Below are 18,671 nucleotides of genomic sequence, written 5' to 3'. Positions count from 1 at the left end.
CTTTCAGGCGACTGCAGCGGCCGACTTGTCGGCAGCGAGCGCATGGTTGATGGATTCGGCCGCGTCGCGACCCTGTGCTACGGCCGAGACCGTCAGGTCATCGCCGCCGAGCACGCAGTCGCCGCCGGCCCATACGCCTTCGATCGAGGTCCGGCCTTCGCCATCGATGGCGATGCGGCCGGATTCCATGCGCAGGGCGCCGAGGCCTGAAGCTTCGAACGTCTGGCCGATGGCTTTGAAGATCTGGTCGGCGGCAATGACGCCAACATCGCCGGTGGCGGTGAGTTTGCCGTCGCGCAGTTCGGTATATTCGACCTCGATGCCGGCGACCTTGCCGTCCTTGTCTAGGATGCGCTTCGGGGCTAGCCAGTGGCGGATGATGACACCCTTGGAGGTGGCCAGATCCTGTTCAAATTCCGAGGCGTTCATATGCTCTTTGCCGCGGCGATAGCAGATCGTCACTTCTTCGGCGCCGAGCAGCTTGGCTTGCACGGCCGCGTCGATCGCGGTCATGCCGCCGCCGAGGACGACGACGCGGCGGCCGATGGCGATATCGGCCTTGCTACCGGCCTGACGCAGCTCGGCGATATAGGCAACGGCGTCGGCGACGCCATCGAGATCCTCGCCTTCGGCGCGTAGCGCATTGACGCCGGCAAGGCCGAGGCCGAGGAAGACGGCATCATACTGCTGGGAGAGGTCGGAGAGGCTGAAATCGCGGCCGAGCGCCTGGCCGTTCTTCACCTCGATGCCGCCGATAGCGAGCACATAATCGACTTCTTTCTGCGCGAAGTCGTCGACCGTCTTATAGGTAGCGATGCCGTATTCGTTCAGGCCGCCGGCCTTTTCGCGAGCGTCGAAGATGGTGACGTCATGACCCTTCACGGCGAGACGGTGCGCGCAGGCAAGCCCGGCCGGGCCGGCGCCGATGACGGCGATTTTTTTGCCGGTGGATTCGGCACGGGAATAGAACTGCTTGTTTTCGGCCATTGCCGCATCGGTCGCATAGCGCTGCAGGCGGCCAATCTCGACCGGGCGCTCTTCGGCAGTGTTGCGCACGCAAGCCTGCTCGCAGAGCTGTTCGGTGGGACAGACGCGGGCGCACATGCCGCCGAGGATGTTCTGATCGAAGATCGTCTTGGCCGAGCCGATCGGGTTGCCCGTCGAGATCTGGCGAATGAACATCGGAATGTCGATGGAGGTGGGACAGGCCGTCATGCACGGCGCGTCGTAGCAGAAATAGCATCGGTCGGATGCGACCAGCGCCTCGTGTTTGTTGAGGCGCGGGTGAAGATCGGAAAAGTTTGCATCATATTCGGCGGGCGTGAGCCTGCCTTTATGAATCCCAGTTTCCAGTCGTCCCATTGAAGTTCCCTCTTATAGTAAACGGCTAGTACAGGAACGGTAACTCAGCTTAAAAAATTTATCAAACGGTAAAATTTTGAAGCGCAGATTTGCTTGAAGGGACGTTTGAGTCAAGCGGATCGGCAGCTTCCTGGGATCGCGATCTCCTTCCAACTATCTGTTTTTATGCGCTTAAATTCGCGTTTTCCTTTCGGACGGCGCGAGACCAAAGAGGCTGCAGCACTCGATAAAGGAAGCGCAGTCGGCATCGAAACGGCGAGCAATCTCGCGCCGCTGCAAATGCATGTGAAGAAAAAATGAAATTTTCCGACATTGGATGGAACCAAGAACCGGCAACATCGTTAACCAGCTGTCGCGATGATGATGCATCCCCCTGATGCATGCCCAATAGCGTCATCCGACATCTACTCACGGTCCCCTCCCGATGAGTGTAAAGCAGCCAGTGCGCCGCCCTCGCACTGGCTGCCTTCTATTCCCCGTCAACGACGTCTGAGAATCTCGTATTCGGTCTCGGGAATGGTGAGGCGATAGCCGATGCTGCCATCGCCCATGGCGAAGTCAGCACGGCCGTTCATCGAGGTCGGCACGACGCGCTCGAGCACGGTGCGGCTGAAGCTGTTGTCCTCGAACTCATGGTTGCCGGGCGTATAGAAGCGCTCGGACCACGCCACCTCGATCGCCTTCCTGCCGTCGAGCTCGGCTTCCTTGCAATTCAGCGTGATGCTGGTCGCTCCCACCGAGATGGCGCCGTGCGAGGCGGAGTTGACGATCAGCTCGTGCAGCGCAAGCCCCAAATGCACCGCGGCATTGGGCGTCAGATGGGCATTGATGCCATAGATCGGCATAGGCACGCCGGCATCGGGCCAATAGGGGGCGAACTGCTTCTCCGCGAGTTCGAACAGATAGGCGCCGCGCCAGCTGGAGTCGGTGATGAGATCCTGCGAATTCGACAGGGATTGCAGCCGGCCGCGGAACTTGATCAGGAAATTGTCGACCGAAAGCGTATGGCGCGCCGTTTGTGTCGCGATGCCTTGAATGATCGCCAGCAGATTCTTGGAGCGATGCGACAGCTCGCGCAGCAGCGACTTCAGAACCTTTTCGCGATGGCGGCTTTCGGTGATTTCGGAGATGACGGACAATACGCCTTGCGGCTTGCGGCCGCCAATACGCTCCATTTTCAGCTCGTAGACGCGTATGCCATCGCCGCTTGGAATTTCGACTTCGGCGGTCGCCGGCTTGCCGCTTTCGAGCACACCCCGCTTCAGGCGCAGGAGGTGCTCGCCATCCTTCTCGCCGAACAGATGCAGATCGTTGCCGCCAACCACGAGGGATGGCCGCAGATGATCCGGCAGATTGTCGGCATGACGAATCGCAAGCGTCTGATCCTGAAACAGGATAGACACGCTGGCACTCGCAAGCGCGCGCTCCATCAGAGCGGCTTTGCCTTCCAAACTCAAAGGCGCGCCGGGTAATGGTTCAGACGTATTCACCGGCTTGCCTTTCACTCAAACTTCGAGAGCCCCGCCGACAGGGCATCTCCACTCGTAAGAACTTGAACCGACCTATAAAATCACCCGGCATAACGGGCGGTAAACCGGTCGTCTTCAACAGCAACGTCCGGCTGCAATCTTTGTTCCGTTGCAGGGTTTTCACTTCAATCAGGCAGCTACTCTTGTGGTTTCATTAAAGAAGAGGGCCTGACTGATCAGGGCCTTCACCATGTCCGGATTGAACGGTTTGGTCACGAGGAAGGTTGGTTCAGGCCGCTCGCCCGTCAACAGCCGCTCCGGGAAGGCGGTGATGAAGATGACCGGAATGCTGGCTGTCTTCAGGATATCGTTGACGGCGTCGATGCCCGAGCTGCCGTCGGCAAGCTGGATGTCGGCAAGCACCATTTTCGGCTTCGTGGCGTTGAACAGCGCAACCGCTTCCGCATGCGTGCGGGCAATCCCGGTGACGCGATGTCCGAGGCTTTCCACCATCTGCTCGATATCCATCGCAATCAGCGGTTCATCCTCGATGATCATGATTTCGGTTGCCACCTGCCGCGAAATTTCCTGCGACGCGGTGTCTAGCAGGTGCATGGCGTCGCTTTCGGAGATGTCGAGAATGTCCGCAATCTCGGCGAGGCGGAAACTTTCCACGGAGGCGAGCAGAAACGCCTGACGAGCACGCGGAGAAACCTTGGACAGGTTGACCGAGGCGCGCTGTTCCCAGGCAAAGGGTGAGGCCGGCTCGGGAATCTGAAGTGTTACGGAACCGAACAGCTTGGTGAACAGTTTATAGAGCGCGACTCGGTCGCTGTCCGTGTCGGGGAAGATCGAAACGTCGGCGATGATGGCTTCCAAAACCGCAGCAACATAGGCGTCTCCTGACGTCTGCGTTCCGGTCAAAGCACGAGAGTAGCGCCGCAAATACGGAAGATGCGGCGCGATGCGTGTGGAAAGTGTCATCAATGGCTCCCGCCCTTTATAAAATTCTAAATAAAATACAGCGTGAGAGCTGCAGTGACTAACAAACGTCAGTTCAGTAAAAAAGTTCCTCTTTGCCGGAACTTTTTTTATGCAGTCGCATTACAATGCTTACAGTCAGTTGGCTTCATCCTTTACGATTCGTAAGGAAACAGCTTTGGGCGAAGTTGACTGGTCTCCCGGGCGGGAAAGCAGTGATATAAAACCCACCCATGAATGCGAGACAATTGAAGAGCGAGCAGGGTAAATGACCATCCAAAATTCCGAGGACGCAGATAAGAAGGTATCGGACCTGAGCGCAATGGATATCCTCGATCCCAACAATCAGATCGGCAACAGACTGCGTTCCTTCTATTCCGCCGTGCAGGATGAAGCTATTCCGGATCGCTTTCTTGATCTTCTCGAGAAGCTGGATCATGCTGAGAGCCTGGCTTCCGCAAAGGTCTCCGAATAGGAGGTGGGCGCGATGGAAACCCAAACGAGCTTCAAGCGCGAGCTTCTCGCAGCCCTTCCGAGCCTCCGTGCCTTCGCCATTTCACTGACCGGCCGTCACGATCGGGCTGATGATCTTGTGCAGGACACGATCATGAAGGCCTGGGCGAAGCAGGACCATTTCGAGATGGGCACCAATATGAAAGCCTGGCTCTTCACCATTCTGCGCAACGAGCTTTACAGCCAGATGCGCAAGAGCGGCCGCGAGGTGCAGGACAGCGATGGCGTCTTCACGGAGTCGATGGCGACGCATCCCTCGCAATACGGCGCCGTCGATCTGCAAGATTTCCGCAAGGCGCTGGATCAGCTGCCGCAGGATCAGCGTGAAGCCATCATCCTGGTCGGTGCTTCCGGATTTTCCTATGAGGAAGCGGCGGAGATTTGCGGCTGTGCGGTCGGCACCATCAAGAGCCGCGTCAACCGCGCGCGCCAGCGGCTGCAGGAGATACTCGATATCTCCGGCGAAGCGGATTTCGGCCCCGATGCCACGTCGGCGCCACTGACCTCAAAGGCATTCGCCTTCTGACAAACAAGCCCGGTCGAAAGACCGGGCTTGTTCTTATCTGCACCAAATCAGACAGGCCTCGCGCTTTCGCGCCGGAGCCCAGGCTTCGAGAGCAGCCGGATCAGTCGTCCTTGTCGCTCGTTCCGAACAGGTTGCCGAATACCAGGGCGGCCGCAATGGCAGCCGTCATCAACGGCTGCTTGCGCGCGAGGCCGAGAACCGCCGCCGCCACCGATTCCATCGCCAGCCGACGTTCGCGAGCCCGTCGCTGCTCCCGCTGGTTGACGATTGCCATGATGACGAGGACGATCAACCCGAGCAGCAAAGCTCCTGCTGCTATCAACAGTGCCGAGACCACTGCGCCATAAATGGCCGCAAGCCAGATAGTTGCCGCCACGAGCGCGAATGCATAGGCGGTGAGCAGAAGAAGGACGGCGATGGCAATGAAAATACCGTTGCGCTTGGTTCGCGCAACGGTGCGGTTGAATGTGCCTGACAGAAGCAGACCTAGGATCGGAGCGAGCATGCCGCAACCCTAGCGGCGAGACAGAAGCAGGGCAACGGCGAGGCCGAATGCAGCCGCCGCACCGATGGTGGCAACCGGATGCTGGCGCACGGTCCTGCGGACTTCGCGGGAGCCTCTAGCATAGCCGCGCTGCAGATCGTGCAGCAATTCCTCTCCGCGGACCGTCAGATCGTCTAATCTCGTTTCAGCGCCTGCGCGCAATCTCTTGCTCTGCTTTGCGCTGCTGTCGCTGATGAGCTTGGCAAAGGCTGCAACTTCTTCGCGCAGCGATTCGATCTGTTCTTCGATGCTGGCCTCAACGTCTTGCAGGTTGCTGCCATTGCGCTTGCTTCGCGCCGAATGAAGAAAGGATGTCGCCATATCTAGCTCCCTTTGCTTTAAGCGGGCGCCCGAGGCGCCTGTTGTTTGCGATGATCGGGCAATATCCGGCACGCTAGACCATGTAGCACACGGAACATTGATTCAGATCATCGAACCTCAACGCGCGGGTGTTGCAAAAGGTTCCGGGTCAGGTGCCTGAAGGCGCATCAGTCGGCGAGTGCGCTGTGGGCAAGAACGAAGGGCGCATCGTTGGCAGGAACGCAATTGACCCGCAGACTGCAGCCGAACACATCCTGAAGGTGCCTATCGGTCAAGACCTCTTTCACTGGACCAGCTGCCTGCAGGCGGCCACCCTTTAGCAAGACCATTCGGTCGGCAAAAAGCGCGGTCAGGTTGAGATCGTGCATGACTGCGATAACCCCGCCACCGCGTCGGCAGAATTGCCGGGCGAGCGACATGATGGTGAGCTGGTGGCTGATGTCGAGGCTGGAGACCGGCTCATCGAGAAGCAGCCAGCAGGGCCTGCCGTCGATGACGGGCTCGGATATCTGGCAAACCACGCGGGCGAGCTGCACGCGCTGCTGCTCGCCGCCGGAGAGCTCTTGGTAGAGCCGCCCTTCGAAGCCGACGAGGTCGACGGACGCGAGCGCCTCGGCGGCAATGCGATCGGTATGTTCGGGATGTCGGTTGCGACCGCTGGTGAGACCCATGCGAACGATTTCGCGCACGGTGAAGGGGAAGGAGATCGAGCTTGCCTGTGGCAGGACGCCCCGCATTTCCGCGAGCTGCCACGGTTCCAGAGCGCCGACCTCGGCGCCGTTGATGTGCACCGAGCCTTTGTAGGCCAGTTCGCCCGAAATGGCTTTCATCGTCGTTGTCTTGCCGGAGCCGTTCGGGCCGCAAATTGCTGTCAGCGTTCCAGGCTCGGCCGCAAAGGACACGTCTTGCACGATGGTCTTGCCGGCGAGCCGGACGACGAGATTGAAGACATCGATCATCGCAGGCTCACAGGCTGAGGCGCGAGCGCTGCCTGAGCAGCATCCACAGGAAGAAGGGACCGCCGACACCGGCCGTCAGAATGCCGATCGGCAGTTCGGCCGGGGAAACGATGGTGCGGGCGACGACATCGGCAATGACCAGCAGCGAGCCGCCGAGCAGGGCCGAGGCGGGAAGCAGGAAGCGGTGATCTGGCCCGATCACCATGCGCAGGATATGTGGCACGACGATGCCAACGAAGCCGATGCCACCGCTGACGGCGACGGAGGCGCCGACGGCCGCCGCGACGCTGACAATAGCGACATTCTTAAGCCGCTGCACGGCGACGCCCATGTGAAAGGCTGCCGCTTCGCCGAGTGTCAGCGCATTCAGGCCGCGCGCCATGAAGGGAAGGGGCAGCAGCGAAAGGATGATGATCGGACCGGCGCCCGTGACCTTGTTCCAGGTCGAGCCGGCCAGTGATCCCATGCTCCAGAAGGTGAGGTCGCGCAATTGCCGATCGTCGGCCATGTAGATAAGGATCCCTGTCGCCGCCAGGGCGAGGGAGCCGAGCGCGATGCCAGCAAGCAGCATCGTTGCGATCGATGTCTGCCCGTGTCGCGTCGCAATCCGATAGAGCAAAATCGTTGTTATCAGGCCGCCGACGAAAGCGGCGATGGGCAGCGAAAAGATGCCGAAGATGTGCGCGACTGGCGCAAGAACGCTGCCGCCGAGAACGATCATCGCAACCGCGCCGAGGCTGGAGCCTGCAGAGACGCCGATCAGGCCGGGGTCGGCCAGCGGATTGCGAAACAGACCCTGCATGACGGCGCCCGAAACCGCCAGCCCGCCGCCGATCAGGAAGCCGAGTATGGCGCGGGGCAGGCGGATGTCGAAAATGACGATGCGGTCGCGAATGCTGAGCGCGTTTTCCGCCCGGCCGCTCAGCATGCTGGCGATCACGTCGACGATCGAAGCGTTCGAGGCGCCAGTCGTGATCGAGAAGGCGATGGCTGCCGCCGAAACCAGAACGAGGCCGGCGATGACGAGGATCGCAAGTGCGGTGCGATCCCCTTCGCGACGGCGCGCCGTGGTTTGCGACATTTGCTTCAGCCCTGCCATGGCATCGTTGAATGCCACGTCAGCCTCCGTAGATGGCTGCGTTCAGCTCGCGGATCGCACTGGCGGTGCGCGGTCCGAAGCCGAGCAGATGCAGGCCATCCATGCGTATGATCGCCTTGCTGCTGGCGGCGGGCGTCAGCGAAATCGCCGGCTGCTTGAGCAGGTCCTCGTTCGACATAGACATCGGGCCTTCGTGATCCATGATCAGGATGACGTCGGGCTTGGCTTCGATGATCGCTTCGTCGGTCACCGACTTGTAGCCGGAGAAGCCGCTAATCGCATTGATGGCGCCGGTGAGCTTGATGATGCCGTCGGCAGCCGTGTTGCTGCCCGACGCTAATATCTTGCCGTTCTGGTTGCTGAGCACGAAGAGCACGCGCTTGCGCTCAGCTTCCGGGCGCTTGGCGGAATCGCCGATGGCGGCGTCCAGATCGGCGGCGACCTTGTCTTCCAGTGCCTTCGTCTTTTCCGGCACGCCGAGCAGCGAGCCGACGACGTCAATCTTCTTCAGAATGCCGTCGCGATCATAGGTTTGCGGTACGGTTTCGAACGGCAGGCTGGCATTGCGCAATACGGCCAGCGCCTCTGGCGGGCCGGAGCCCTCGACCGCGATGATGGCCGTCGGGTTGACAGCCAGGATGCCTTCCGGCGAGAGCGCGCGCATGTAGCCGACATCGGGAAGCTTGGTCGCTTCCTTCGGATAGAGACTGGTGGAGTCGCGGGCGATCAACCGCTTCTCCTCGCCGAGCGCATAGACGATCTCGGTCACATCGCCGCCGATGGAGACGAGGCGCGTGGTGTCCAGCTTCTTTAGCGTTTCCGCGGCATGGGCATGTCGGACGAAGCCGCCATAGCCTGCGATGGGGCTTGCCGGCACGAGTGGTAGAGCCATCACAAGCATGGTCAGGGCGACTTCCCAAGGCCTGATGCGCTTGAAGTTCTTAAACATCGTCATTTGCCGTCTCTCACGCAGCGACGCTGGCGCCGTCTTTCGTCAGGTTTTCGATGATGGCACGCCAATCGGGACGCTCGTCGAAGCCTTCCTTCCGCTTGCCGAAGAACTGGATGATCATCTCGCCCTTGGCGTTGTAGGCTTCGAGCGAAGTGACATGGCCGTCCTTGGTCGGCTTGCGCACGGCCCAGGCTTCGGCGATCTGGTCCTGGCGCAGATGCAGGTGGAAGGTCGGATCCATGACATTGATCCAGGGACCCACGGTCTGCACGTTGAAGATCGGGCCGGAATGGATCTGCACGGTGCCTTCATTGGCGACGAAGCACATGATCGGCAAGCCCTCGCGCACGGAGGCGTGCATCATCTCGGCGACGGCACCGGCATCCAGCTTCCATGCATAGTCGTCGCCGACGGTGCGGATGGCATCCTGACGGCCGATTTTCAGTTTCTTCAGCATGCTGAAGAATTCGTGCGTGTCGGTCATGCGGCTCCAGTGGTCGCGCAGCTCGTCGCGGCTGATATCGCCCTCCGTTGGGCCGTTATCATAACCGGAGCGGTCCTCGACGAATTCCTGCGACTGGTCTTCGATGCGCAGCTCTGCGACCATGGCGTGATAGGCTTCGACATTCGAGGCGGGACGTAGATGCACCTTATGGACGGCATCGCCGGCCTTGTCGAAGAACTGCAGGCTCAGCTTCTTCTGATCGCCATCGAGCTTGGTGACGGCAAAGCCATGCACCCAGCGCTTCGGGAAGATGCGCAGGTCGATATTCTCGCCAAGCACGATGGCCGCCTGGACGCCGAACTTCATGTTTTCATAGACGCCGATCTTCTCGTGCACGGCACTTTCGTTGCGCGAGAGGGCCATGATCTCGCCGAGCGAGGCGATCCGCGCCAGGAAGCGATCGACGCTTGCGTCGATGCGGGTAGCTGAGATGCCGACTTCGGCAGCCACCAGGGCTGCCTCGGAAATATTGAGGCGGGCTGCGATATCGCGCTCGCGCATCTTCGGATTCTCGGCGCGGAAGGCGCGGATTTCGGCGGGTGTCGGTCGGGTCGTCTCAGTCATTTTTCATGCCTATTTGTTGAGTATGAGCTTGCCTTGGCGCGTAATCTTCATGCGGTAGATGACGCCTTCGTGCTTGATCATGATTTCGGTCTGGCCCCGGAAAATATCCGTGCTCTCGACAATTCTTAACTGCGGTGCCGCCGCGCTTCGCGCCGGCGGCGTTGGGGTCTTGTCAGCAATCATCCTGTTTGGTTTTGCCTGAAAATTCATCGGTGGCCGAACTGCTGCCCGGTCAAATTTATCTTGACTCTCATACTCATGGTTTCATAAAAACGCAATAGGATACAAAGAAAGTCAAGTTTAAAAATTGCGACGGTACACGCTAGGGCAGTTGGCCGGCTGGCGCGCGTCAAAGCATATTCAGGAGACATGCCGATGCTGACGAAAACGATCTTGACGCTCGCTATCTCGGGAATGTTCGTCTCGGCATACTGCGTTCCCGCCTTCGCCGAGGATGCGAGCGCGGTCCCGACAACCGCCGCGCACAAGCTCAATGTCGAGCTCAATGCGCTGGCGCCGTCGCAGAAGGGTTGCATGATGACCTTCGTCGCCGAGAACGAGATGGCGACGCCGATCAACAAGATCTCTTTCGAGCTCGCCTTCTTCAACGACAAGAATGCCGTCGACCGTGTCACCGTCCTCGATTTCCGCGATCTGCCGCTCGGCAAGAAGCGCGTGCGGCAATTCGATATGCCCGGCGTGAAATGCGAGGCCGTCTCCCGCATCATCATCAACGATACGCCCGTATGCGATGGTCCGGCGGCGGGCGAGTGCAAGGCCGCACTGGCGACCCGCTCGCAAACATCAGTTCCTTTTGAAGGCTGACGGCCATGGCGATGCGCTCGGTCAAGGTTTCTATGGAGCGCCGTGCCAACGGCGGCTTGAATGACAACTATCCGAGCGCGCTGCCGGGCCATGAATTGACCGGCCTCGAAGGCGTGCCACGTCCGCCGGCTGGTGAGACGGTGATACACTATAGCCGCCTTACGCAGATCAGCCCCTTTCCGGACAACCCAGCAGAGCCGGTGACGGTCGCGGCGGCGGAGCAACTGCCGATGGATGCGCTGCCTGAAAAGCTTGAGGTGGCGGCTTCGGGCCGCAAAACGCCGCTTCTTTTTTCCGGCCTGGGATCCTGCCTGTTCCACGCGCTTGTCGTCACACTATTGCTGCTAACCTTCGTGGCGACGCCGGAAGAGGCGCAGGAGGAGGCGGGCGATACAGTCAGCGTCATTATGATCGGTAATGCCGATGCGGATCAGATGGCGGCAGGCGAGAATAATCCGCAGACGGAACCGGAACAGGTGACGGCAGAGGCGGTACAGCCGCAGACGGTCCAACCGACCGAAGTCACGCCGGAAGAGACCCAGCAGCCGCAGCCCGACGTTGTGCAGCCTCAGGTAGTTGAAGCTCAGCCCGTCCAGACGATTGAAGCCGTACAGCCGGTTGATCAGGTTCCGCCCGAAACCGTTGTTTCGGAGCAACCCCAGATCCTGGCAACCCAGGCGCCGGCCGAGACGACGGTGATGCAGCCCGCCGAGCCGATCCAGCCCGTCAACACCCAGGTTGCCGAGGCCCAGCCAATCCAACCCATGCCCGAAGCGGTTACTCCCGTTGCAAAGCCGAAACCCGTCGAGAAGCCGAAGGAAGTCAAGAAGCCGATCGCAAAGATCGTAAAGGCGAAGTCGGGGTCGAAGGGCGAGAGCAGGGAGGACAGCAAGAGAGGTTCTTCCGAGGGGACTGAGACGGCTCAATCCGACACCAATTCAATGGCGAATGCTCAGCGCATGGGAGCGGGAAGCGCCGCTGTTGCCAACTATCCAGGCAAGGTTCAGGCTCGTATTCGGAGAGCGGTCCGTGTCTCGTCGAAATATGAAGGCGGCATCACGGTGCGTGTCCGCCTTACGATTGGTGCCAACGGCGGTTTGAGTTCAATGTCGATCGCCCGAAGCTCGGGTATTCCTGAACTTGACGAAGCAGTTGCCGACGGTATCCGCAGGGCAGCGCCTTTCCCGCCATTGCCGCCGGAGTGGGGTAAGCCAAGCTGGTCGTTCACTCAGGAAGTCCAGGTGACGCGGCGCTAAGTCGGCGCGGGAATGCCCAGTCCGTGCATCTGTTTCAGGACCCAATCGCTGCGAATGAATTGCATCGGTGCACACCGAGAAGGCTCTGCAAGTTGGCTAACCGAGTTTCGCTCTAAAATATGATGTAAATCCTCAACTTTATACTTTACTATAAAACTCATGTTTACTAAGGTCGCCTCGCGCTCGGCGGAATCGAGCGTGCAAGAGCAACCAGCAAGCGGGTGATGCATGGCGCGTAAGGGGAAGAAGGATTCTGGCCGCGGGAGCCGTGAGGTGCAGGCTACGGCGCAGACCTCCGGCAAGTCCAATCTCGATGTGCGCAGCTTTCTCTATGTCGGCGGTCGCGATTGCCAGGTGGCGCATCTGCGCCAGATCGCCAGCAACTTCGGGGCTGAACTGATCCATCACGACGGCGGGCTGCGCGAAGCAGTGTCGCGCATCGATACGGTGCTGCCTTCGGTCGACTGCGTCTTCTGCCCTATCGACTGTATCAGCCACGATGCGTGCCTGCGGGTGAAGACCGGCTGCAAGAAGTTCGGCAAGGCCTTCATTCCGTTGCGCAACGGCAGCAAGTCCAGCCTCGAGCGGGCGCTGCAGACCATGAAAGAACGAGACGTTTCCCAATGATCGACAATGGCCCTGACGGGTTTATGCTGATCGGCCTGCACAAGCTGGCCGCGCAGAATGGTGATGGGCTTGTGCCCGAACTCTATGAATTGCTGATGCGCCGCGCCGAGGAACGGCAGCGTGCTGCGAATGTTGCGACTTTTCCGGCGTGGAAGGCGCGCATGCCCGGAGAAGCGCCGGATCAGCCGCTGGACGAGGCCAGCCGTGACGGCGCAAATGTCGTTGCCTTTGCGCCGAGGGTGGATAAGAGTGTCGCACGCCGCAAGAAGGTCTGATCGTCGAACGAGGTTGCCATGTACATCGCCATGAACCGCTTCAAGGTCGTCATCGGTTTGGAGGGCGAATTCGAAGAGGTTTGGAGAGGGCGCGATTCCCGCCTCTCCGACGTGCCCGGCTTCCTGGAGTTTCGCCTGTTGCGCGGTAAGGCGGATGTCGATGGAGGCTATACGCTGTTTTCCTCGCACACCGCCTGGCACAGCGAAGAGGATTTCATCAACTGGACGAAATCCGAGCATTTTCGCGTGGCACATCGCAACGCAAGCGACAACAAGCGGCTCCATTGGGGGCCGCCGCAATTCGAAGGCTTCAGCGTGGTTCCTGGCGTTTAAGCCGGTATTGCCAGCTCGCCGGTGACGATGCCGGCTTTATGCCTTCGCGGTATTCGTCCTGAAGAAGGCGCCGAGCGCTATCACGGCCCAGCCGGCAATCATGCCCATTCCGCCCGTCGGGGCGGCCATCGGAAATAGCGAGCTGCCGCCGAAGTGACGGCTGATCAGGTCGCCTGCGAAGATCAGCGTTCCCAATCCCAGCAGAACAGCGGCAACCGGCGCGGTGCGAATGCGGTCATAGCTGGCATAGAGCGCCAAGAGGGCAGGGGCGTGCGCGAGGCTCATGGTGGAGGCTGCACCAAGGAAATGCGTATCGCCGCCATGGGTGGCAGCTGCAGCAAGCGCGACGCCGCCGCCGCCGAGAATGCCGGCGATAAACAGGGTGGCCGGACGGATTACGGCGCCAATGCTCATATCTTCCTCATTCTCGGTTCTGCATGTGGAACGCCAGACGCTCGACGGGCTCCCAGATGATTGCACGCAGTTTTTCGTTCTCGATGGTTTCGTCCATGGCTCGGCGGAAACAAAGTAGCCACTCATCGCGTTCTCTCGGGCCGATGGCAGCGACGAAATGCCGGCTGCGCAGGCGGGGATGGCCGCGCTTTTCGATATAGAGCTGCGGTCCGCCGAGATAGCCGGTCAGATATTCGTAGAATTTCTCTTGCGAGCCTTCGAGGCTCGGCGGGTGTACGGCGCGGCAATTGGCTGCTTCCGGCAGCGTATCCATCAATTCGTAAAAACGCGAGGTCAACGCCCGCACCGTGCGGTCGCCGCCGATCGCTTCGTAAAGTGTGATGGTTTCTTCGCTCAAGCCTCGGCCCCTGTTTGCGATGTTCTACATGGCAACTGACGGGCGCTGCCGCAACCGTCGATATGGCCGGTGCGGCGTTTCGGCGCTGCCTTATTTGCCGGTCGTCAGGTGAAAGGCGTCGCTTTCGCCGGGAACGAGTTCGAGCGGCCAGGTCCTCTGGCGCTTCGTGTTGGGGTAGATATGGTTGTAGGCGGGCATGCTGGAAAGCAGGATTTCCGCGAGTTCGACCCCGAGATCGTGCAGCGAGGTACGAAAGCAGGTCAGCGTCGGCTGCAGGAATTTGGCGCGCGGCGCCTCGCGAAAGCCAACGACAGCAACATCGCGACCGGGAATGATGCCAGCCTCCATGACACGCCGATAGAAGCCGATGGCCATCAGCTCATAGATCAGGATCACAGCCGTCGGCCTGTCTTTCAGGCCAAGCAGCTCATCGGCGACCTGATAGCCACCCTGTTCGCTCGATTTGGCGCGGATGACCAGCGCGGGATCATAGGGGATACCATGCCGCTCCAGTGCGCGGCGATAGCCTTCTACGAAGACGAAGCCGAGATTGATGTCGCTGGCGGGCGTGCTGATGGCAATGCGCCGGTGCCCATGCGCCACAAGCCGGTCGACGGCGCAATTGGCGACGCCGTCGAAATCCAGGTCGGCCCAGGGATGCTGCACGCCCGAGAGGCTGCGGCCAAGCGCCGCGAATGGAATTTTCGCCTTGGCGAGCATATCGAAGCGCTTGTCGACACGCTGCGTCTCGGAAAGGATCAGCGCATCGACGATGCGCCTCGCGACCATGCGCTTCAGATATTCGTAGGGGTCTTCGTCATGCGGGCAAGGGAGCATGATCAGATCGAGATTGTGTCGCGAGAACACGCTCTGCAGCCCGCCCGTCACAGTCAGAAAGAAGTTGTCGCTGTTTTCAACCGTTTCCCGGCTGGATTGGATCATCAGCCCGATAACGTTGGTGGTGCCTTGCCGCAGGCTGCGCCCGGATTGGTTGGCCACATAGCCGAGTTGTTCGGCGGCGGCGAGCACGCGCTTGCGGGTCTCTTCGTTCACATCCGGCTTGCCGTTCAATGCGCGTGATACTGTGCCGATCGAGATATCGAGATGCTCGGCAAGCTGGCGAATTCCCTTCATTGGCCGCGGTTTTCCTCCATGCGCCATTTTCCGCTGTCCTCCTCTATTGACACAGGAAAGTCTTTTCGCATAGTATCGTAAACGTTTACGGAGCGCGTGTCATGAGGGGTTGATCACCGCCCGCTGGAGGACATCGTGAAATTCAATGCCATTTTGTGCGGGTGCGGAGCTATGTCTAAAGGCTGGCTCAGGGCCATTGCCTCGACGCCATCGCTTGCCGAATCCATTCAGGTTGTCGGCCTGGTCGATCTCAATCGAGCGACCGCTGAAAACCTTGCGAAAGAGTTCTCTCTCGAAAATGCCGTCATCGGCTCCGATCTCGCGGAGGTCATTGTCGCGACCAAGGCCGATCTCGTTTTTGACGTCGTCATTCCGGCCGCGCGCTTCGGCGTGGTTTCGACGGCACTTAAGGCTGGTTGCCATGTGCTCAGCGAAAAGCCGATGGCGACTTCGCTTTCCGAGGGTGCTGCGCTGATCGATCTCGCCGCTCAAGCCGGCAAGGTCCACGCCATTATCCAAAACCGCCGCTACATCTCCGGCATCCGGCGCCTGCGCCGGCTCGTGGAGGAGGGAGCGATCGGTGAACTCACGGGTGTTCATTGCGACTTCTTCCTTGGTCCGCATTTCGGCGGCTTCCGCGAGGAAATGGATAATGTCCTGCTGCTCGACATGGCGATCCATACGTTCGATGCCGCCCGCTTCGTGTCCGGCAAGGTGCCGGTCTCGGTCTATTGCGTCGAGAAGAACCCCGTGGGCTCCTGGTATAAGCACGGCGCTTCTGCCCACGCGCTCTTCGACTTTTCCGACGATGTCGTCTTCAGCTATCGCGGCTCCTGGTGCGCCGAGGGACGGCGCACGAGCTGGGAGAGCCAGTGGCGGCTGACCGGCAGCAAGGGCATGCTGACCTGGGACGGCGAAGAGAGTTTCGAAGCCAGTGTCGCCGGCAATGAGCCCGGCCTGCTGCATGGCTTCACGCCGATCGAAGTTCCCGGACCGAAACACGAAGAAGAGGCGCACGGCCATGCCAGCGTCATCGCCTCCTTCATCGAAGCGATCAGGACCGGCAGGCCGCCCGAAACGGCAAGCCGCGACAATATCCGCAGCCTGGCCATGGTTCTCGGCGCGATCGAGAGCGCCCAGACCGGCCGGCGCGTCGACATTTCAGCACAAGGACAGTGAGATCATGACTAATCCGGCAAAGGCTATCCGCATCGGCACGATGATCAGGGCGACGAACGAGGATGCCGCCAAGAACATCGCCAAGATCGCCGACCTCGGTTTCGAAAGCTTCGAGCCCTTCTTCTGGCAGACCACCAACGGCCAGAACCTCGCGGAACTTGGCAAGCGCTGCCGCGACGCCATCGGCGATCGCGACATCACCATCTCGACCCTCGGCATGTTCGGCAATCCGCTCGAAGAGCGCGAGATGGACCTGCAGACGCTGCAGGGCTGGAAGGACTGCATCGACAATGCCCATCATTTCGGCGCGACCTGCGTTGCCGGCTTTACCGGTCGCATCCGTGACAAGCCGCTCACCGACAGCCTGCCGCGCTACAAGCAGGTCTGGAGCGAGCTCGCCAAGCGGGCTGCCGACAGGGGCATCAAGATCGCTTTTGAAAATTGCGCCATGGACGGCAACTGGGCGACCGGCGACTGGAACATCGCGCACAATCCCGACGCCTGGGAGCTGATGTTCAACGAGACCCCGGACGACAATCTCGGCCTGGAATGGGAGCCATGCCATCAGATGGTCTATCTGATCGAGCCGCTGCCTCAGATCCGCAAATGGGCAAGCAAGATTTTCCACGTTCACGGCAAGGACGCGACGATCCGTTGGGACGTCATCAAGGAACATGGCATCTTCGGCAAGGAGAAGTTCGTCTTCATGCGCACGCCGGGCTTCGGCGACAGCAGCTGGACCGACATTATCTCCGAGCTGCGGCTTGCCGGCTGGTCCGGTTCCATCGACATCGAAGGCTGGCATGACCCGGTCTATCGCGATGCGCTTGAGATGACTGGTCAGGTTCACGGCCTGAACTATCTCAAGAGAAGCCGGGGCGGTGAATTCGTCGAGTAACGCGCGTATTTGCGAATCTGCATCGATTCAGGAGGCAAGTTGTGCGTTAATCAAAGGTGTGGAGCGGCAGCTGCTCCACGCGAGACGGTATCCAAACGGAGGAACTGCCGAGCATCCGCTGATCGCCTCATGGGACAGGCGAGTGCTTGGTAGAAATGAGGGAAAACCCGATGGCAGCGCGGGCCATGTCGTCGGACTGAAACCGTCACGGTTCGCAGGTGGAGGAGAACATATGAATATTTTTTCGAAGCTGGCGGTCTCGGCCGGCATGTCGCTTCTGTTGGCTGCCGGTGTGGCGCAGGCCCAGGGCAAGACATTTAACGTCTGGTGGTACGAGCTGCCCGACACGCCTCAGGCGGTAGCCTGGACGAAGGCACTCGGCGTATTCAAGGCCAAACATCCCGATGTAACCGTCAATTTCGAGCAAAAAACCTTCGATCAATTGCAGAAGGCCGGCAGTCTTATCCTGAATTCGGATCAGGCGCCTGATGTGCTCGAGTACAATAAGGGCAACGCAACAGCGGGCCTCGTCGCCTCGCAGGGGCTGCTGACGCCGCTCGATGATGAGTTCAAGAAGCGTGGCTGGGGTAAGGTCCTGAACGAAACCAACACGCAGCTCAGCAAATATGACCAGAATGGCGTCTATGGCTCGGGTCCGATCATCGGTATTCCAGCGCTTGGCGAGTTCGTCTCGGTCTTCTACAACATCGACATGTTCCAGGCCGATGGCTTGAAGGTGCCGACGACGCTGGCTGAGTTTGAGGCGACTCTCGACCACTTCAAGCAGAAGGGCATTACACCGCTTGCCTACGGCACGGTGGATTCGAACGCACAGCATCTGCTCTACACGCTGGCACTGACGCAGGCCGATGACACCTGGGTCAAGAATTATCAGGGTCTCAAGGCGCCGCTCGATACCAAGCCCTTCCTGTTCGCTGCTCAGAAGATCGCTGACTGGGTGGGCAAGGGATACATCTCGAAGGATTCGACCGGCCTCAAGGGGACGGACGCCGCCAATGTGTTCTCTTCGGGCAAGGCGCCGATGTTCGTCAGCGGTACCTGGAACAACGGCAATTTTGCGAACACAATCAAGACGTTCAAATGGAGCCAGTTCATTTTCCCGACGACGAAGTACACCGTCGGCTCAACTGGCAGCATGTTCATGGTGCCAAAGAGCGCCAAGAACAAGGATCTCGCCTATGATTTCATCGATCTGGTGCTGAGCAAGGACAATCAGAACGAACAGGCAAATCTTGGCGGTGTGGCTATTGATGCAGATCCGGCTGCCATCACCGATGAGGTCGGCAAGCGCAATGTCGAACTCTTCCACCAGATTTCCAGCAAGGGCGGCCTCGGCTTCTACCCGGACTGGCCGGTGCCCGGCTATTACGAACTGCTGATTCAGGCGACTACCGGCCTGGTGAACGGCTCCACGCCACCTGATCAATTGGCTGCACGGCTGAAGAAGGCCTACGACGACGTGCAGGCGGCGCAATAACACCATCGGCGACAATCACAACGGCGGGACGGCTCTGATG

At 60.0% G+C, this 18,671-nt stretch carries 24 protein-coding genes; 11 read left to right on the top strand and 13 right to left on the bottom strand.

Annotated elements, in window-relative coordinates; all coding sequences use genetic code 11:
• Positions 1–3: 3 nt before the first annotated feature.
• Positions 4–1,362: an NAD(P)-dependent oxidoreductase gene (locus QD409_RS23770; protein ID WP_092853508.1), complete on the bottom strand. Its 1,359-nt coding sequence runs from the start codon at positions 1,360–1,362 to the stop codon at positions 4–6.
• Between the two features lie 93 nt (positions 1,363–1,455).
• Between QD409_RS23770 and QD409_RS23765 the strand changes: the two genes are divergently transcribed.
• Positions 1,456–1,662: a hypothetical protein gene (locus QD409_RS23765; RefSeq protein ID WP_139115096.1), complete on the top strand. Its 207-nt coding sequence runs from the start codon at positions 1,456–1,458 to the stop codon at positions 1,660–1,662.
• Between the two features lie 179 nt (positions 1,663–1,841).
• Here the strand turns inward: QD409_RS23765 and QD409_RS23760 are convergent, their stop codons facing one another.
• Together QD409_RS23760 and QD409_RS23755 are read right to left on the bottom strand one after the other, a co-directional pair.
• Complete coding sequence (locus tag QD409_RS23760; RefSeq protein ID WP_208858694.1) at positions 1,842–2,792, bottom strand: sensor histidine kinase; 951 nt, start codon at positions 2,790–2,792, stop codon at positions 1,842–1,844.
• Between the two features lie 228 nt (positions 2,793–3,020).
• The gene (locus QD409_RS23755) at positions 3,021–3,815 is read right to left on the bottom strand and encodes a response regulator (RefSeq protein WP_092853511.1); all 795 of its coding nucleotides are present in this window, start codon (positions 3,813–3,815) and stop codon (positions 3,021–3,023) included.
• Between the two features lie 265 nt (positions 3,816–4,080).
• Between QD409_RS23755 and QD409_RS23750 the strand changes: the two genes are divergently transcribed.
• Both QD409_RS23750 and QD409_RS23745 read left to right on the top strand, forming a co-directional pair.
• A complete protein-coding gene (locus tag QD409_RS23750; RefSeq protein WP_092853513.1) occupies positions 4,081–4,287 on the top strand; it encodes a NepR family anti-sigma factor in 207 nt (68 codons plus the stop codon).
• Positions 4,288–4,299: 12 nt separating this feature from the next.
• Positions 4,300–4,851 carry an RNA polymerase sigma factor gene (locus QD409_RS23745; RefSeq protein WP_430763816.1) on the top strand — a complete coding sequence of 184 codons (552 nt, stop codon included), beginning with the start codon at positions 4,300–4,302 and terminating at the stop codon, positions 4,849–4,851.
• Positions 4,852–4,951: 100 nt separating this feature from the next.
• Here QD409_RS23745 and QD409_RS23740 read toward each other — a convergent pair whose 3' ends face one another.
• The 7 genes from QD409_RS23740 to hemP form a co-directional block, all read right to left on the bottom strand.
• Entirely contained in the window at positions 4,952–5,356 is a 405-nt protein-coding gene (locus tag QD409_RS23740; protein WP_092853514.1) for a hypothetical protein, read from the bottom strand.
• 9 nt (positions 5,357–5,365) lie between these two features.
• A complete protein-coding gene (locus QD409_RS23735; RefSeq protein WP_092853516.1) occupies positions 5,366–5,716 on the bottom strand; it encodes a glycine zipper domain-containing protein in 351 nt (116 codons plus the stop codon).
• A 167-nt stretch (positions 5,717–5,883) separates the two neighbouring features.
• The gene (locus QD409_RS23730) at positions 5,884–6,675 is read right to left on the bottom strand and encodes a heme ABC transporter ATP-binding protein (RefSeq protein ID WP_092853518.1); all 792 of its coding nucleotides are present in this window, start codon (positions 6,673–6,675) and stop codon (positions 5,884–5,886) included.
• 7 nt (positions 6,676–6,682) lie between these two features.
• Entirely contained in the window at positions 6,683–7,774 is a 1,092-nt protein-coding gene (locus tag QD409_RS23725; protein WP_425348560.1) for a FecCD family ABC transporter permease, read from the bottom strand.
• Between the two features lie 19 nt (positions 7,775–7,793).
• A complete protein-coding gene (locus tag QD409_RS23720; RefSeq protein ID WP_430763815.1) occupies positions 7,794–8,729 on the bottom strand; it encodes a heme/hemin ABC transporter substrate-binding protein in 936 nt (311 codons plus the stop codon).
• A gap of 10 nt (positions 8,730–8,739) precedes the next feature.
• Entirely contained in the window at positions 8,740–9,795 is a 1,056-nt protein-coding gene (locus QD409_RS23715) for a hemin-degrading factor (RefSeq protein WP_092853524.1), read from the bottom strand.
• A gap of 9 nt (positions 9,796–9,804) precedes the next feature.
• Complete coding sequence (gene hemP, locus QD409_RS23710) at positions 9,805–9,978, bottom strand: hemin uptake protein HemP (protein WP_092853526.1); 174 nt, start codon at positions 9,976–9,978, stop codon at positions 9,805–9,807.
• Positions 9,979–10,170: 192 nt separating this feature from the next.
• Between hemP and QD409_RS23705 the strand changes: the two genes are divergently transcribed.
• The 5 genes from QD409_RS23705 (at position 10,171) to QD409_RS23685 (ending at position 13,111) form a co-directional block, all read left to right on the top strand.
• Positions 10,171–10,620, top strand: coding sequence for a hypothetical protein (locus tag QD409_RS23705; protein ID WP_092853528.1), 450 nt, complete (start codon positions 10,171–10,173; stop codon positions 10,618–10,620).
• A 5-nt stretch (positions 10,621–10,625) separates the two neighbouring features.
• Positions 10,626–11,876 carry an energy transducer TonB gene (locus QD409_RS23700; protein WP_092853530.1) on the top strand — a complete coding sequence of 417 codons (1,251 nt, stop codon included), beginning with the start codon at positions 10,626–10,628 and terminating at the stop codon, positions 11,874–11,876.
• A 228-nt stretch (positions 11,877–12,104) separates the two neighbouring features.
• The gene (locus QD409_RS23695) at positions 12,105–12,503 is read left to right on the top strand and encodes a DUF2325 domain-containing protein (RefSeq protein ID WP_092853532.1); all 399 of its coding nucleotides are present in this window, start codon (positions 12,105–12,107) and stop codon (positions 12,501–12,503) included.
• The gene (locus QD409_RS23690) at positions 12,500–12,778 is read left to right on the top strand and encodes a hypothetical protein (protein ID WP_092853534.1); all 279 of its coding nucleotides are present in this window, start codon (positions 12,500–12,502) and stop codon (positions 12,776–12,778) included. Before QD409_RS23695 ends, QD409_RS23690 begins: the two co-directional genes overlap by 4 nt.
• An 18-nt stretch (positions 12,779–12,796) precedes the next feature.
• A complete protein-coding gene (locus QD409_RS23685) occupies positions 12,797–13,111 on the top strand; it encodes an antibiotic biosynthesis monooxygenase family protein (protein ID WP_092853536.1) in 315 nt (104 codons plus the stop codon).
• A 36-nt stretch (positions 13,112–13,147) separates the two neighbouring features.
• Here the strand turns inward: QD409_RS23685 and QD409_RS23680 are convergent, their stop codons facing one another.
• The 3 genes from QD409_RS23680 to QD409_RS23670 form a co-directional block, all read right to left on the bottom strand.
• The gene (locus tag QD409_RS23680; protein WP_092853538.1) at positions 13,148–13,525 is read right to left on the bottom strand and encodes a DUF423 domain-containing protein; all 378 of its coding nucleotides are present in this window, start codon (positions 13,523–13,525) and stop codon (positions 13,148–13,150) included.
• Positions 13,526–13,532: 7 nt separating this feature from the next.
• Positions 13,533–13,922: a group II truncated hemoglobin gene (locus tag QD409_RS23675; RefSeq protein WP_092853540.1), complete on the bottom strand. Its 390-nt coding sequence runs from the start codon at positions 13,920–13,922 to the stop codon at positions 13,533–13,535.
• A gap of 90 nt (positions 13,923–14,012) precedes the next feature.
• Positions 14,013–15,056: a substrate-binding domain-containing protein gene (locus QD409_RS23670; protein ID WP_092853542.1), complete on the bottom strand. Its 1,044-nt coding sequence runs from the start codon at positions 15,054–15,056 to the stop codon at positions 14,013–14,015.
• Positions 15,057–15,191: 135 nt separating this feature from the next.
• Here QD409_RS23670 and QD409_RS23665 point away from each other — a divergent pair, with 135 nt between their 5' ends.
• From QD409_RS23665 to QD409_RS23655, 3 genes are all read left to right on the top strand, one after another.
• Entirely contained in the window at positions 15,192–16,235 is a 1,044-nt protein-coding gene (locus QD409_RS23665) for a Gfo/Idh/MocA family protein (protein WP_430763814.1), read from the top strand.
• A gap of 4 nt (positions 16,236–16,239) precedes the next feature.
• A complete protein-coding gene (locus QD409_RS23660) occupies positions 16,240–17,133 on the top strand; it encodes a sugar phosphate isomerase/epimerase family protein (RefSeq protein ID WP_092853546.1) in 894 nt (297 codons plus the stop codon).
• Between the two features lie 232 nt (positions 17,134–17,365).
• On the top strand, positions 17,366–18,631 hold the full coding sequence (locus tag QD409_RS23655; RefSeq protein WP_092853548.1) for an ABC transporter substrate-binding protein: 1,266 nt from the start codon (positions 17,366–17,368) through the stop codon (positions 18,629–18,631).
• Positions 18,632–18,671: the final 40 nt, after the last annotated feature.

It is taken from the genome of Rhizobium sp. BR 315, from assembly GCF_050577975.1.
Classification (GTDB): Bacteria; Pseudomonadota; Alphaproteobacteria; order Rhizobiales; family Rhizobiaceae; genus Rhizobium; species Rhizobium miluonense.
Note: the sequence above shows the minus strand (reverse complement) of the source record. Positions and strands in the feature narration are given on the sequence as shown.